Here is a 14,211-nt window from a genome sequence, read left to right on the forward strand (position 1 = left end):
CCAGATGTGGAGGAGTGTCATCCCGGCTTCGAACGTGTGTCAAGACACACTTCGGCCCACACCAGGCGTTTCCGGCGGGCCTCGGCGGGGTGACCTCGTGGTTCATGGGTCAGGTCACAGTTGGGAAACCTGGGAGCGTTCCCGGAAAAGTGTCCGATGGGTTAACACTGCGTGCTGGTTCCGGCACGGACAGCGGCAGGCGGAGCCGGGCCGGGGACTCGCGGATCGGGGTGTCGTGGGGAAGCTCCGCAGCGATCCGGGCGCGGCCGTTGCCTGGGCGCGGTCACGTGTCGATCCGGCGTCCAGGCGGCGCGCCCGCGGTCCCTGGGGTCAGGCGCTCGCCCGGCGCACGAGGGAGGTCGGGAGCAGCAGCGACGGCGGAAGCCCGTCGTCCCCGGCGAGCTCGCCCAGCAGCCGCCACGTCATCGTGCGGCCGAGCTGCTCGACGTCCTGCCGGACGGTGGTGAGCGGGGGAGTCGCGGTCGACGCCAGCAGCGAGTCGTCGAACCCCACCACCGCCACGTCCTCGGGCACGCGCCTGCCGCGGGCGTGCAGCACCTGCAGCACGCCCAGGGCGATGATGTCGGCGGCGACGAAAACGGCGTCGACCTCGGGGGCGCGGTCCAGCAGTTCCGTCATGGCGCGGGCGCCGCTCTCCGGGGTGAAGTCGGCGTCCGCGACGAGGTCGGCGGACAGCCTCGCCTCGCCCAGCCCCCGCCGCCAGCCGCTGAGCCGGTCGAGGCCCGCGGCCATGTCGCGCGGACCCGCCACGGTCGCGATCCTGGTGCGTCCCAGTGAGACCAGGTGCCGGACGGCGTCCAGGCCGCCGGTGAAGTTGTCCGAGTCCACGAACGGGACCGAGCTGGCACCCAGCGGCCGGCCGCCGACGACGACCGGCAGGCCGAGCTCCTGGAGCCGGTGCGGCAGCGGGTCGTCGCCGTGCAGGCTCACCAGCAGCGCGCCGTCGACGTGGCCGCCCGCCAGGTAGACGAGCAGGTCGTCGTGGTCCTCCGGCCGGCTCAGCATGAGCAGCAGCTGGGTGTGCCGCCCGGCCAGTTCGGCGTGCACGCCGCGCAGGACCCCTGCGAAGAACGGGTCGCCGAGCACCCTGCTGCCCTGCTCGGAGACGATCAGCGCGATGGCGTTCGCCTTGCTGCCCGCGAGCGAGCGGGCCGCCTGGTTCGGGCTGTACCTGAGGTGGGTGATCGCCGAGTGCACGGCGTCGCGGGCCTTGGCGCTCACGTACTGCTCATCGTTGATCACCCTGGAGACCGTCGACTTGGACACCCCGGCCAGTCGGGCGACCTCCTCGATCCGCGGGCCTGGCCGTCGCTGCCGGTCGATCTCCGTCATGACGCCATCGTAGGAGTCCGCGGACGTCATTTCGAACGTGACGAAACGCTCGCGTGTCACATCGTGAGAGCGCGTCCACAGCCGAGGGCGTCCATCCGGGAGAGCGCGTCCACGTCCGGAGGCCCCCAGGTGTGAGTCCACCTGAGAGCGCGTCCACCCACGAGAGCGCACCCACCGCCGAGGGACCGTCCACCCAGGAGAGCGCGTCCACGCCGGAAGCGCGTCCACGCCGGAAGCGCGTCCACGTCGAGATCGCGTCCCCGGCACGCCGCTGTGCCGGGGACGCGGCTGGGCTCGGGGCGGGACGCCTGAGCGCGCAGAACGACCCGCCCCGAAGTTCGTCAGGGCTCGGCGCCCCACACGAGCGCGCCGCCGGTGTGGGCGGTGACCCGGTCGAAGTCGGTGAGGGTGCCGCTGACCCGGTAGCTGTGGTCGTCGGCCTGGTCGAAGGAGGACCAGTCGGACTTCGCGGTCCGCACCTGGATGTCCCCGGTGCTCGCCCCCGCGGCGAGGCTGCCGGAGGTGAAAGACACCTCGAGGTACGCGTCGGCACCGGTGCGGGCGGCCGGGAGCGTGACCACCCGTACCTGAACGCCCGCGCACCCGATCCGCGCCCAGTCGCACCACACCTGGTACCCCGCCGATGGCGATTCCCCGGTGAACCAGTACCTGATCGTGGTGCTGGTGAGGCTGACGGGCGTGCTGCCCCGGTTGGTCAGCTGGAGCGTGGCGCCGATCTGGTTCGACGTGGCCGCGCCGGAGCCCCTGTGCTGCACCGACACCGTGCTCACCGGGCCGGGGAGCGTGCGCGTCGTGACCGGGGCGCTGGCGGCGGAGACGTTGCCGTACGCGTCACGGGCGCGCACCGAGAACGAGTACGGCGTGTCCGGCGTGAGGGCGGTGACCCGCAGGCGGGTGGTGGTCGCCGAGCCGACGACGGTGGTGCCGTCGAGCACGTCGTACCCGGCGACGCCGACGTTGTCGGTCGAGGCCGTCCAGCTCAGCGTCACGCTGGTGCCGGCGGCGTCGGAGGCGGTCAGTCCACTCGGGACCGACGGCGGCTCGGTGTCCTCGACGACACCGCCCGGTTCGTTGCCCCACACCGTCTTCCCGTCCTGGCGCAAGACGATCCGGTCGGTCTGCGCGACCGCGTTGCCGCTGCCCAGGCCGGTGTGCGACCAGTCGTTGGACGGATCCCACGTGCCGGTGCTGGTGATGCGGAACTGGACTTCCTTGCGGTACGCGGACTGTCCGGCCGGGGCGACGCCGGTGCACGGGATCTCGACGTAGTAGATCGCGCCGCGGTACTGCGCCGGCGCACTCGCCGCACCGCACTGGTTGTAGTTCGTGGTGACCGCGATCTGGCTCGGTGTGGTGGTGCCGTCGAGCGTGAAGTAGTAGCGCAGCGTGCCGTTGAACGTCCGCGCGGGCCACGCGCTCTTGTTGAGCACGAACGCCTTGACCTCGGTGAACTGGGCGGCGCTCTGGTTCACCGACGCCTGCACGGTGAGCTCGGGACCGTCCGGCGTCTCCGCCACCGGGAAGTTCGCGAGCGGGGTACCGCCGAACTCCCCGTAGAGACGGGCGAGAGCACCGGTGAACCCGGCGTTGTAGTCGAGCGCGACCTCGTTCATCACGTAGTCGCTGCGGCTGTCGGTGTAGGCGTCGTTGTTGGTGCTCGGCCCGCCGACCAGTGCGCCGTAGAGCACGTGACGGCTGACAGCGGGTTCCTGGATGCTGTCGGCCCACGAACCGTGCGCGCCGCGGTGGTGCGGGTTGCGCGGTGGGTTGGTGCCGAAACCGACCATGTAACTCGCGTTGCGCGGGTTGTCGCCGAGGGCGTAGTTGACCTGCCGCACCCCGAAGTCGTGGTAGGTCCTGGCGCGCGCACTGTCGCGTGTGGACAGCCAGTCCGAGTACGTCAGCGCGGCGAACGCGGTGTTGGCGGCGTAGCGCAGCGAACCCCAGCTGTCGAGCACCGCCTGGCCGCCGGGGGAGTAGCGCACCCGGTTGCCGTTGTACCCGGTGGTCCAGAAGTCCAGCCAGCGGTTCGCGTCGGCGATGTAGGTCTGCTCACCGGTCAGCTTGGCCATCAGGACGTAGGCGCCGTAGGACTTGTCGTCCCACGCGATGGTCCACTTGTAGGAACGTTCGGAGCTCTGCGGTTCGATGCCGAGCTTCTGGTACTCGGTCTTCGCCTTGGTCAGGTAGCTCGCGTCACCGGTGGCGCGGTGCAGCCAGATCGCACCCCACACCAGCTCGTCCTGGTAACCACTCCACGAGTTGTAGAAGCTCGCGGCGTCGGTGATGCACGAGCTGTACTTGCCGCGATAGGTGTCCGCGAACGAGTAGAGCTGCTTGGCGTGTGTGAGCAGGGTGGCCGAATAGGTGAGGTCGGTGTCCTTGAAGACCATCGAGGCCGACGCCATGGCCGCCGCGTACTCGCCGGCGAGGTCCGAGCCAGGGCAGGAACTGTCCACTTTGTACGACGGACGGCTCATCGGCATGACCTCCGCCGACCCCCACCAGGCGTGGTCGGGGTTGCCCGCGCCGACCTGCCCGTAGACGACGTTCGGGGACGGGTGCGCCTTGATGATCCAGTCCGTGCCGTGCCGCAGGTTCGCCAGGAGATGCGGGAGCTGGCCGGAATCCGCGTAGGCGGCCCGGTTCTCCACCGCACCCCAGGCGAGCATCGACATGCTGAACGCGAAGGGCAGCCCGAACTTGACGTGGTCGCCGGCGTCGTAGAAGCCACCCGACAGGTCGAGCCCGGCGTCGGCGCCGTCGCGCAGGGCCGAGTCCGCGCGCCAGCTCACGCGGTTGCCCGGCGGCAGCCGGCCCGACCGCTGGGCGTCGTAGAACCAGACCGACTTCTGCAGCGCCTCGCCGTAGTTGAACGCGGGTGCGGCCGCCGCTGGTGGCACGAATGGACCGGCCATCCCCGCGAGCAATGCGACGAGGACGGCTGCCACAGCTCTCGACCTGCGACTGTGCACGTCAGCCTCCGATGACAGGGATTCGTACGTGAACCTGGGAGCGCTCCCAGGTTCGGAACTGTAACGGTCACGAAAGCGCTCCGACAGAGGTGTCTTCGAATGCGGCCGAAATGAGCGTGGCGAGACCGCTGTTCGGCGTAACTTCTCCGTGTCCGTGTTGGGAAGAATGCGAACACCGATTCTTCGGCTCTCCCCGGAATGCCAGGCCCGTTCGACGATTCGATACACAGTCAGTGGTCAAAGCGTCGGCTGTTCCGGCGACAAGGCTGGGTGAAAGCGTGGAGAACGCCGCGTCCGCCGATTACGCGAAGTGCGATGTGAGGTTCGCTCCGATATCGACGACGATTCGACACCTGTTTCCCGGTCGCGCGGTCGGTGGTTACAGTCCGGCTCCAAACTGGGAACGCTCCCAGGTTTTCGGGAGGTGTGTGTCATGACCGGAAGGCGCGGCGTCGCGCTGGCGGCGGCTTTCGTCTCGGTGGCCGCGAGCATCGGGTTGGCGGTCGCCGTCCCTGCCGCGGCGGCGCCGGGGTGCAAGGTGGACTACGCGGTGCCGAGCCAGTGGCAGGGCGGGTTCACCGCCAAGGTGGCCGTCACCAACCTCGGTGAGCGCCTCGACGGCTGGCGGCTGACCTGGACGTGGCCGTCCGGCCAGCAGGTGACCCAGGCGTGGAACGCCACTGTCACGGCGTCGGGCGCTGAGGCCTCGGCCGTCAACGTGGGCTACAACGCCGTGATCGAACCGAACGGCACCGTGTCGTTCGGCTTCAACGGCAACTGGTCCGGCGCGAACACGGCACCGCAGTCGTTCGCCCTCAACGGGGTCACCTGCACCGGCGACCCCGGCACGCCCCCGGCGACGACCACCACGACCACCACCGGCAACCCCGTGCCGGGCGACGCGATGGCACAGGTCGCGGCGATGCAACCGGGGTGGAACCTCGGCAACACACTGGACTCGACCGGCGGCGACGAGACGTCGTGGGGCAACCCGCGGGTCACGGAAGCGTTGCTGGACAACGTGAAGGCCCAGGGCTTCAAGAGCATCCGCATCCCCGTCACGTGGGGGCAGCACCAAGGGCCGGCGCCCGGCTACGCCATCGAGACGGCGTATCTGAACCGCGTCAAGGAGGTCGTCGGCTGGGCGCTGGCGGACGGCTTCCAAGTGATGATCAACATTCACCACGACTCGTGGCAGTGGATCGCGGCCATGCCGTCCGACCGGACCGGGGTGCTCACCCGCTACAACGCGATCTGGACGCAGCTGGCGGCCGCCTTCAGGGACTCGCCGGGCAGGCTCGTGTTCGAGAGCGTGAACGAACCGCAGTTCACCGGAAGCTCGGGCGACGCCCAGAACGCGCAGCTGCTGCACGAGCTGAACTCGTCGTTCCGCGACATCGTGCGGCGGTCAGGAGGCAACAACGCGAACCGCCTCCTCGTGCTGCCCACCCTGCACACGTCGTCCGACCAGGCGCGGCTCGACGAGCTGGCGACGTCGATCAGCGGGTTCGGCGACCCCAACCTGGTCGCGACCGTGCACTTCTACGGCTACTGGCCGTTCAGCGTGAACGTGGCCGGTGGAACGCGGTACGACGCGACCGCGCAGAAGGACCTGACCGACTCGTTCGACCGCGTGTACAACACGTTCGTCGCCCGCGGCATCCCGGTGATCCTCGGTGAGTACGGGCTGCTCGGGTTCGACCGGCACACCGGCACGATCGAGCAGGGCGAGAAGCTCAAGTTCTTCGAGCACTTCGGTTACTACGCGCGCACCAAGAAGATCACCACGATGCTGTGGGACAACGGCCAGCACTTCGGCCGCACGTCCTTCCAGTGGAGCGACCCCGAGCTGATCGCGCAGATCAGGTCGAGCTGGACCACCCGCTCCGGCACGGCGTCGACCGACCAGGTGTTCAGCGCGCGGTCGAGTGCCGTCACCGCCAAAACGATCACGTTGAACACCAACGGAACCACGTTCACCGGCCTGCGCCACGGCACGGCGGAACTGGTGCGCGGCACCGACTACACGATCGCGGGCGACCAGCTCACCCTGACCGCGGCGGCGATGACCCGGTTGAGCGGATCGCGGAACTACGGCACGAACGCCGTGCTGTCGGCCCGCTTCTCCGCAGGCGTGCCGTGGCGGGTCAACCTCGTCACCCACGACACCCCGGTGCTGTCCAGTGCGACCGGCACGACGAGCTCGTTCTCGATCCCGACGATCTTCCGCGGCGACGTGCTCGCCACGATGGAGGCGAAGTACGCGGACGGGTCGAACGCGGGCCCGCACAACTGGACTTCCTTCAAGGAGTTCGACAAGGCGTTCGCGCCGAACTACACCACCGGCGCGACGACGCTGACCCCGGAGTTCTTCGCCGAGGTCAACGACAACGCGCGGGTGACGCTGACGTTCCACTACTGGAGCGGCGCCACCGTCACCTACTACGTCACCAGGTCGGGCAGTTCGGTCACCGGGAACCTGTGATCCCGAGCCCGCGGCGGAGCGCGTCCACCTCGTCGGCGACCATCCGCCGCGAGATGGCCGCGCTCTCCACCAGCGACGAGCCGTGGAAGGTGGCGGGGTAGTGGCGCAGCTCGGTCGGGACCCCGGCGTGCGCGAGCCGCCGGGCGTACTCGATGCCCTCGTCGCGCAGCGGGTCGTACTGGCACGTGGTGACGAACGCGGGCGGCAACCCGGAGAGGTCGGTGGCCCGCGCCGGGGCGGCGTACGGCGAGACGTCGTCGCCGCCCGGTTCGGTGCCCAGGTAGGCGGTCCAGCTGTAGATCGCGTTGGGGTGGTTCCACAGCGGGGTGTCGACGTACGCGCGCATCGACTCGGTGTCGAGCCGGTCGTCGAGCTCGGGGATGCCGAGGAACTGGAAGCACAGCTCGGGACCGCCCCGGTCGCGCGCCAGCAGCACGGTCCCGGCGGCGAGCCCGCCACCCGCGCTCTCGCCGCCGATACCGAGCCGGGCAGGGTCGATGCCGAGCTCCTCGGCCTTGGCCGCCGTCCACTTGAGCGCCGCGTAGCAGTCCTCGACCGGTGCCGGGAACGGATGCTCGGGCGCCAGCCGGTAGCCGACCGACACGACCACGATGTCCAGCTCGTCCACGAGCCGCAGCACGTGCGAGTGGAACATGTCGACGCTGCCGACGATGAACCCGCCGCCGTGGATGTACACCAAACCGGGCACGGGGTTCTGGCGCCCGGAGCGGCCGTAGACGCGCACCGGCACGTCCGGGGCGCCGGAAGGGCCGGGAACCGTCTCGTCGCGGAAGTCGATCGAGTTCGCCGGCTCGTAGACCGGCACGAGGCCGGCCAGCTCCGACTGCTGGCCGCGGGCGGCGACCAGCGCCTCGTGGTCGGTCATGGTCACCTGCGGCAGCATGTCGAGCCAGGGCAGCAGTTCGGGATCGATGGCGTAGCTCATGGAGTCAATCCTCGGCTCGGGGCGGTGACGCGGGCAGCCGACAGGTGGCGGGCGGTTCGCACGCCGGACCAGCCACCTGTCGGGGTTATGGTGACGGGATGAAGGGCCTGCTGCTCAGGTTGTCCGGACTCGACGCCGACGCCGAGAGCGCCGTGAGGGTGATCGGGTTCTTCGACCGCCTGATCACCGAGCGCGCCGGCCTGGACGCGTTGGTGCGCAGCACGTCCGAACTCGCCGGGTGCCCGGTCGGCCTGCACGCGCCCGGACAGGGTCTCGCACTGCGCGCCGACGCCGGTGGCGCCGTCACGGCGGGTCCGGTGCCCGCGCGGGCCTCGGTCCGGGCGCTGGAAGGTGGCGTGGAGGTCTGGGTCGCGCGCGAGGGCAAGCCCGCGCCGCTGGACGACATCCTGCTGGAACGCTTCGCGATCGCCGCCGCGGTGCTGCTGGAGCACTCCAGCGTGCCGCTGCCGGAACTGGGCGACCCGGCGCTGATCGAGCTCGTCCTCTCCGGGAGCGTCGGCACGGCGGAACGCTCGCGCGCCCTGCACCTGCTCGGCATCGCCGCCACGGCCGGGTTGCGCGTCCTGGCGGCGACCGGCGAGGTTCCCGGCCGGTCGGTGGTGCTGGGGAACGTGCGCGCGGTGCTCACCACCGAGATCCCGGAGACGGCCGGAAGGCTCGGCGTCGGGCCGCTGCTGCCCGCGATCGACGCGGCGAAGTCGTGGCACGCCGCACGGACGGCGCTGCGGTACACATCGGACAGTGAGCCGCTGGTGTGGTGGGAGAGGCTCGGCAGCCTCGCCCTCCTCGCCGAGCAGGTCGGCTCCGCGGACATCGCGGCACTGCCGGACGTGTGCGCGCTCGACCGGCTGGCCGCCGAGCCGGGCATGATCACGATGCTGGACGCGTTGTGCGCGACCGGTTCGGTGCGCAAGGCGGCGACGGTGCTGCACCGGCACCACAGCACGATGACCGCACGGCTCACCCGCGCCGAAGCGGTGCTCGGGTTCGGCCTCGACGAGGCGCCGGGGCGGTTCCGGCTCCACCTGGCGTTGATGCTGCGGCGCTTGCGGGACAACGGCGGCGACTAGGCTCGGGCGTGTGATCGATTTGACGGAAACGCTGGAGTCGGTGGAGCAGCTCACCGTGGGGTGGCGAGCCATGGTGCTGGATCGGGACGCGAATGCCGACGTGCGCGATCTGCCCGGCATCGCGGTGCGGTGGGCGGACTGCCGGTTCCCGTTCTGGAACTGCGTCACGCTGACCGAGTCCGGGATCGGCACGGACCTGCTCGCGCAGCGTTTCGCCGAAGCCGCGGACGTCATGCGCACGAAGGAGAACTTCGGCTTCCTGTGGGTGTTCGAGGACCTGGTGGAGGGCGCCGACCTCGACCTGCTGGCCGGGCACGCCGGGTTCGAGTACGCGTTTCCTGGTACCGGGATGGCGGGCGACCTGCTGCCGATCCCGGAGCCTTCGCATCCGGAGCTGACCTTCGAACGGGTGACGACCGACGACCAGCTGCTGGCGTACGCGGACATCAACTCCCGTGCGTACGGGTTCGACCTGGAGGCCGGACGGGACGGCATCGCCGGTTCGGCGCTGTGGAAGAGCGGGGTGCACGCCTACCTGGGCCTGCGGGACGGTGTGCCGGTGACGTGCGCGGCGGCGGCCGAGACGGCCGGACGGCTGTTCGTGGTGCTGGTCGCGACTGATCCGGGGTGGGAGCGCCGGGGCTACGGCGAGGCGGTGACGCGCATGGCGTTGCACGAGGCGTGGCGCGCGACCGGGATCACCCGCGCCACGCTGCACGCCACAGCCGCCGGAGCGCCGGTCTACCCCCGGATCGGGTTCAGGCCGAACTCGCCGATGCGGTTCTACGCGCTGAAGAGCTGACCGGCTGAAGAGCTGGGCGGCTAGCCGCTGACGGGGGCGCGCCACAGCCCGACGAGGGCGTCGACCAGGCCGGTCGCGGCGTCGTGCCAGCTCGCCCTCGGCGTGGGGGTGTTCTCGGCGAGCGCCCGCTCCCGTTCGGCGATCATGTGCACGACCAGCTGCCGGGCCATGTCGTGGCGCTCGGCCCGCACCTCGTCCGGCAGGTCGGCCAGGCAGGCGTTCAGGCCGGCCGAGATGCGCACCTGCGACGGCGACGACCGCGTCTCCTCGACGATGATCGGCCGCAGCGTCGGGTCGGTCATGACCTGGGCGCCGAACCGCGCGAACCAGGTGGGGCTGCCGACCGCCTCCAGGTGCTCGGTGACCGGGTGGACGAGGCAGCGCAGCCAGTCGCGCAGGTCCGGGTCGGCGCCGAGTTCGGACACCATCCGCTGCCTGATCTCCTCGACCTGCACGAGGTGCTTGCGGGCGATGGCCTGGACGAGGTCGGCCTTGGTGCCGAAGTGGTAGCCGACGGCGGTGTTGTTGCCCTGGCCGGCGGCCTCGCTGACCTGGCGGTTCGACACGGCCAGCACCCCGTGCTCGGCGAACAGGCGTTCCGCGGCGGTCAGGATCAGCTCGCGGGTGGCGTGCGCGCGCTCCGCCCGGGACGGGTTGTCGACCTTGCTCATCACGTCACCATCTTCCACCGGGAGCCGCTCCGGACATCACGGACATCCTGCGCGCGGGTCGTTCAAGATGCCCGGCCCCACCGAATTAAGTCAAGTGACTGACTTAGACTGCGAACGTGCTCCTCGAAGAGACGCGTCCGGTGACGCGCCCGAACGCCGTCGTGGCCGTGCTCGCGCTGGGCGGCATCGTCGTCTCGCTGATGCAGACCCTCGTCATCCCGCTCCTGCCGATGTTTCCGCGGATCCTGGGCTCGTCGCCGGGGGACACGGCCTGGGTGATCACCTCGACCCTGCTGGCCAGCGCCGTGGCGACGCCCGTCATCGGCCGGCTCGGTGACATGTACGGCAAGCGCCGCATGCTCGTGGTCAGCCTGCTCATGGTGGTCGTGGGCTCGGTGATCGCGGCGCTCAGCTACTCGCTGGTGCCGCTGATCATCGGCCGCGTCGTGCAGGGCCTCGCCGTCGGCGTCATCCCGCTCGGCATCAGCATCATGCGCGACGAGCTGCCCGTGGAACGGCTGGCGTCGGCGACCGCGCTGATGAGCGCCTCACTGGGTGTCGGCGGCGCGCTCGGTCTGCCCGCCGCGGCGTTCCTGGTCGAGCAGAGCGACTGGCACATGCTGTTCTGGACGTCGGCGGGAGCGGGCCTGCTGGCGCTGGCCGCGGTGCTGATCTGGGTGCCGGAGTCGCCGGTCCGCAGCGGTGGGCGGTTCGATGTGCCCGGCGCGCTCGGGCTCTCGGTCGCACTGATCTGCCTGCTGCTCGGCGTGTCGAAGGCGAGCGCGTGGAGCGGTGGCGCCATCGCGGGCCTGTTCGTCGCCGCGGCCGTCGTGCTGGGTGTGTGGGGCTGGTGGGAGCTGCGGTCACCCCAGCCGTTGGTCGACCTGCGCACCACGGCCCGGCGTCAGGTGCTGCTCACCAACATCGCGTCGGTGGCGTTCGCGTTCGCCCTGTTCGCGCAGTCGCTCGTGCTGCCGCAGGTCCTGCAACTGCCGGCCGCGACGGGGCACGGGCTCGGGCAGTCGTTGCTCGTCACCGGTCTGGTGCTGGTGCCGTCCGGTTTGGTGATGATGGCGACGGCGCCGCTGTCCGCGCGGATCTCCAACGCACGGGGCCCGCGCGTCACGTTGATCCTCGGCGCCCTCGTGGTCGCCCTCGGGTATGGCGCCGGCGTCTTCATGCTGTCCGAGATCTGGCAGCTCGTCGTGATCTCCGCGGTGATCGGTGCCGGCATCGGCATCGGCTACGGCGCGATGCCGGCCCTGATCATGGGGGCGGTGCCGACGTCGGAGACCGCCGCCGCCAACAGCCTCAACACGCTGATGCGCGCGATCGGCACCTCGGTGTCCAGCGCCGTGGCGGGCGTGGTGCTCACCCAGGTCGCGATCCCGTTCAGCTTCCAGCTGATCATGGGCCTGGGCGCCGCGACCGCGCTGCTGGCAGTCGTGATCGCGGCGTTCATCCCCTCGGCACGCCGGGCCGGACCGGTCAGCTGAAGAAACGGGTGATCTCGCGGGCGACGACGTCCGGCTGCTCCTCGGCGAGCCAGTGGCCGGACCCGTCGACGCGCACGACCTCGAACTGGTTCGCGACGTTCGGCAGCGCCCCCAGGAACTGGTCGTAGGAGGAGATCGACGCGAGGCCCAGCACCGGCGGCGTGAGCTTCGCGTAGGTCTTGCCGTCCGCGATGTCCTGGTGGAACGCCTGGTACCAGCCGTTGCTCGCGCGGATGGCGTCCGGCGTGTTGTAGGCGCACGCGTAGATCTGCCGCGACCGCTCGTCGATCGCGGCGGGGTTGAAGGCCGTGTTCGCGAAGAGCCAGTCGACCAGGTACCGGAACCGGCCCGCCAGCAGCTGCTCGGGCAGCGACTGGACCTGGTTGAACGCGAACCACCACAGGCTGAACCCGCCCGGCGGCGGCAGCAACGGGATCTGGTAAAAGCTCTCGTCGGGGTGCAGCACGTCCATGAACGCCACCTTCTTGGTGGCTTCGGGGAAGTTGGCCGCGAACGCGAACGCCGCCATGCTGCCCAGGTCGTGCCCGACGATGTTGACCTTGTCGTACCCGAGCTTCCGCACCAGTTCGCGGATGTCGGTGGCCATGGTCTTCTTGTCGAACCCGCCCTGCGGCTTCTCCGATCCGCCCTGGCCCCGCAGGTCGACGGCGATGACGCGGAACTTCGTGGCCAGCGCGGGCATGATCTTGTGGTAGAGCCACCAGGTCTGCGGCCATCCCGGCAGCAGCACGAGCGGTTCGCCCCGCCCGCCGGTGACGTAGTGCAGGCGCACTCCGTTGACCTGCGTGTAGTTGTGCCGGAACCCAGGCAGATCGGGCTCCCTCGCCCCCGCCGGGTCCGCCTGCGCGGCGCCTGCCCCGGTGCTCGCGGCGAGCGCGGCGCCGGCACCCAGCGCGAACACCTTGCGCCTGTTCAACTCCATGTCTCCTACCCCCTCCGTAGCTCGGCGCCGACATCCGAACAAGCGGCGCTCGAACCTGGGTGGAGATCAGGGGACGAGGTGGTAGGCGACGGTCGGCCAGACCGCGCCCTTGATCTCGCGGTCCTGGTCGCGGGCCGGATCGCGGACGAACCCGGCGCGTTCCGCGACCTTGCGGGAACCCGTGTTGTCCCGGTGGGTCCACAACCTCAGCTCGGTGACGGCGTGGTGCTCGAGGACCCACGCGACGAACTCGGTGAGCGCCTCGGTGGCCAGGCCTCGTCCGCGGGCGTGGGCGGCCACGAGGTAGGACACGTGGCCGATGCCGTCCTCGACGTCGACGGACATGTTGCCGCACCGCTCACCGGCGTCCTCGATGCAGAACGAGGCGGCGCCGGGGTCCGCGGACCGGGCCACGATCGCCGTGGCGACCTGCTCGGCGGTGATCGACGGCGGGTCGGCGGTGAAGCGCTGCGCCTCGGGGTCCCTGGTGGCCTCCGCGTACCAGGCGGCGTCCTCGACGGTCCATTCGCGCAGCCTCATCCCAGCTCCGCCGAGTCCGTCAGCCGCAGCTTGCGCCGGGCCCGCTGGTAGAACGTCGTCATCCCCAGCCGCACCACCCGAGCCGCTCCGGCCCGGCCGCGCAGCGAGACCCGGTGGCCCGGCTCGACGTAACCCGCGACCATGCCGTCCACCTCGACGGCCAGGCGGCCGCTGGACGGCAGCAGGTCCAGGTCGACCGCGTCGTCGACCGACAGCACCACACCGCGGCTGTAGGCGGAGTGCGGGGCGGCCGGGGTGACGAGCAGCGCTTCGACGGACGGGCTGGTGATCGGGCCGCCCGCGGCGAAGCTGTAGGCGGTGGAACCGGTCGGGGTCGCGACGATCACGGCGTCGGCGGAGTAGCTCACGAACGGCTGACCGGCCACGCGGACGGCGACCCGCGCGCTGCCCTGGCCGGGGGTGCGGACCACGGCGACGTCGTTGAACGCGGTGACCCGCTGGCCGTTGAACACCGCGTCGACGGCCAGGCGAGGCTCGACGGTGAAGTCGCGGGCGTCGATGGCGGAGAGCGCGGCGGGCAGGTCCGGGACGTCGACCTCGGCGAGGAAGCCGAGTTTGCCCAGGTTGACGCCCAGGACCGGGGCCCGCTCACCGTCGGCCAGGCGCATCGCCCGCAGCATCGTGCCGTCGCCGCCCAGACTCACGACCAGGTCGGCCCGGCGGCCCAGTTCCTCGGCGGAGACCGGGGTGGCCTCGCAGCGGAGCCGCTGGATCTCGTCGGCGATGCCGAGGATCTCGACGCCGCGGTGGGTCGCCCAGCCGAGCACGGCCTCGACGGCGGCGGCGGAGTCTCGTTGCGGGTGCAGCACCAGGCCGGCGGCGTGCACGTCAGTGGTTCCTGAGTCGGGTCACCAGGCCAGTCTGCCG

11 protein-coding genes are annotated in these 14,211 nt (G+C 70.7%); 4 read left to right on the top strand and 7 right to left on the bottom strand.

Annotation, left to right across the window (positions count from 1 at the left end):
* Nucleotides 1–330: 330 nt before the first annotated feature.
* Nucleotides 331–1,353, bottom strand: coding sequence for a LacI family DNA-binding transcriptional regulator (locus ACRSBM_RS13075; RefSeq protein WP_434443298.1), 1,023 nt, complete (start codon nucleotides 1,351–1,353; stop codon nucleotides 331–333).
* Between the two features lie 341 nt (nucleotides 1,354–1,694).
* Entirely contained in the window at nucleotides 1,695–4,325 is a 2,631-nt protein-coding gene (locus tag ACRSBM_RS13080) for a glycoside hydrolase family 9 protein (RefSeq protein ID WP_434443300.1), read from the bottom strand.
* Nucleotides 4,326–4,782: 457 nt separating this feature from the next.
* Here ACRSBM_RS13080 and ACRSBM_RS13085 point away from each other — a divergent pair, with 457 nt between their 5' ends.
* Nucleotides 4,783–6,834, top strand: coding sequence for a cellulase family glycosylhydrolase (locus ACRSBM_RS13085; protein WP_434443301.1), 2,052 nt, complete (start codon nucleotides 4,783–4,785; stop codon nucleotides 6,832–6,834).
* On the opposite strand, the gene ACRSBM_RS13090 is transcribed toward ACRSBM_RS13085, so the two are convergent.
* On the bottom strand, nucleotides 6,818–7,780 hold the full coding sequence (locus tag ACRSBM_RS13090; RefSeq protein ID WP_434443303.1) for an alpha/beta hydrolase: 963 nt from the start codon (nucleotides 7,778–7,780) through the stop codon (nucleotides 6,818–6,820). The genes ACRSBM_RS13085 and ACRSBM_RS13090 overlap by 17 nt on opposite strands.
* A gap of 98 nt (nucleotides 7,781–7,878) precedes the next feature.
* On the opposite strand from ACRSBM_RS13090, the gene ACRSBM_RS13095 reads away from it, so the two are divergent.
* Complete coding sequence (locus tag ACRSBM_RS13095; protein WP_434443305.1) at nucleotides 7,879–8,871, top strand: helix-turn-helix domain-containing protein; 993 nt, start codon at nucleotides 7,879–7,881, stop codon at nucleotides 8,869–8,871.
* Nucleotides 8,872–8,881: 10 nt separating this feature from the next.
* Nucleotides 8,882–9,673: a GNAT family N-acetyltransferase gene (locus tag ACRSBM_RS13100; protein ID WP_434443307.1), complete on the top strand. Its 792-nt coding sequence runs from the start codon at nucleotides 8,882–8,884 to the stop codon at nucleotides 9,671–9,673.
* 20 nt (nucleotides 9,674–9,693) lie between these two features.
* Here the strand turns inward: ACRSBM_RS13100 and ACRSBM_RS13105 are convergent, their stop codons facing one another.
* A complete protein-coding gene (locus tag ACRSBM_RS13105) occupies nucleotides 9,694–10,344 on the bottom strand; it encodes a TetR/AcrR family transcriptional regulator (RefSeq protein ID WP_434443309.1) in 651 nt (216 codons plus the stop codon).
* Between the two features lie 116 nt (nucleotides 10,345–10,460).
* Here ACRSBM_RS13105 and ACRSBM_RS13110 point away from each other — a divergent pair, with 116 nt between their 5' ends.
* Entirely contained in the window at nucleotides 10,461–11,840 is a 1,380-nt protein-coding gene (locus tag ACRSBM_RS13110) for an MFS transporter (protein WP_434443311.1), read from the top strand.
* Here the strand turns inward: ACRSBM_RS13110 and ACRSBM_RS13115 are convergent.
* The 3 genes from ACRSBM_RS13115 to ACRSBM_RS13125 all read right to left on the bottom strand — a co-directional run bounded on the left by ACRSBM_RS13115 (nucleotide 11,833) and on the right by ACRSBM_RS13125 (nucleotide 14,171).
* A complete protein-coding gene (locus ACRSBM_RS13115; RefSeq protein WP_434443313.1) occupies nucleotides 11,833–12,783 on the bottom strand; it encodes an alpha/beta fold hydrolase in 951 nt (316 codons plus the stop codon). The two genes, ACRSBM_RS13110 and ACRSBM_RS13115, sit on opposite strands and share 8 nt — an antisense overlap.
* 66 nt (nucleotides 12,784–12,849) lie before the next feature.
* Complete coding sequence (locus ACRSBM_RS13120) at nucleotides 12,850–13,323, bottom strand: GNAT family N-acetyltransferase (RefSeq protein ID WP_434443315.1); 474 nt, start codon at nucleotides 13,321–13,323, stop codon at nucleotides 12,850–12,852.
* Entirely contained in the window at nucleotides 13,320–14,171 is an 852-nt protein-coding gene (locus ACRSBM_RS13125) for an NAD(+)/NADH kinase (RefSeq protein WP_434443317.1), read from the bottom strand. Before ACRSBM_RS13125 ends, ACRSBM_RS13120 begins: the two co-directional genes overlap by 4 nt.
* Between the last annotated feature and the right edge of the window lie 40 nt (nucleotides 14,172–14,211).

The organism is Lentzea xerophila (genome assembly GCF_051094245.1).
In the GTDB taxonomy this organism is placed as follows: Bacteria; Actinomycetota; Actinomycetes; order Mycobacteriales; family Pseudonocardiaceae; genus Lentzea; species Lentzea xerophila.

Coding starts and splice junctions, on each gene's coding strand:
- ACRSBM_RS13095 (WP_434443305.1), top strand. CDS start 7,879: ATGAAGGGCCTGCTGCTCAGGTTGTCCGGACTCGACGCCGACGCCGAG.
- ACRSBM_RS13090 (WP_434443303.1), bottom strand. CDS start 7,780: ATGAGCTACGCCATCGATCCCGAACTGCTGCCCTGGCTCGACATGCTG.
- ACRSBM_RS13085 (WP_434443301.1), top strand. CDS start 4,783: ATGACCGGAAGGCGCGGCGTCGCGCTGGCGGCGGCTTTCGTCTCGGTG.
- ACRSBM_RS13075 (WP_434443298.1), bottom strand. CDS start 1,353: ATGACGGAGATCGACCGGCAGCGACGGCCAGGCCCGCGGATCGAGGAG.
- ACRSBM_RS13105 (WP_434443309.1), bottom strand. CDS start 10,344: ATGAGCAAGGTCGACAACCCGTCCCGGGCGGAGCGCGCGCACGCCACC.
- ACRSBM_RS13120 (WP_434443315.1), bottom strand. CDS start 13,323: ATGAGGCTGCGCGAATGGACCGTCGAGGACGCCGCCTGGTACGCGGAG.
- ACRSBM_RS13115 (WP_434443313.1), bottom strand. CDS start 12,783: ATGGAGTTGAACAGGCGCAAGGTGTTCGCGCTGGGTGCCGGCGCCGCG.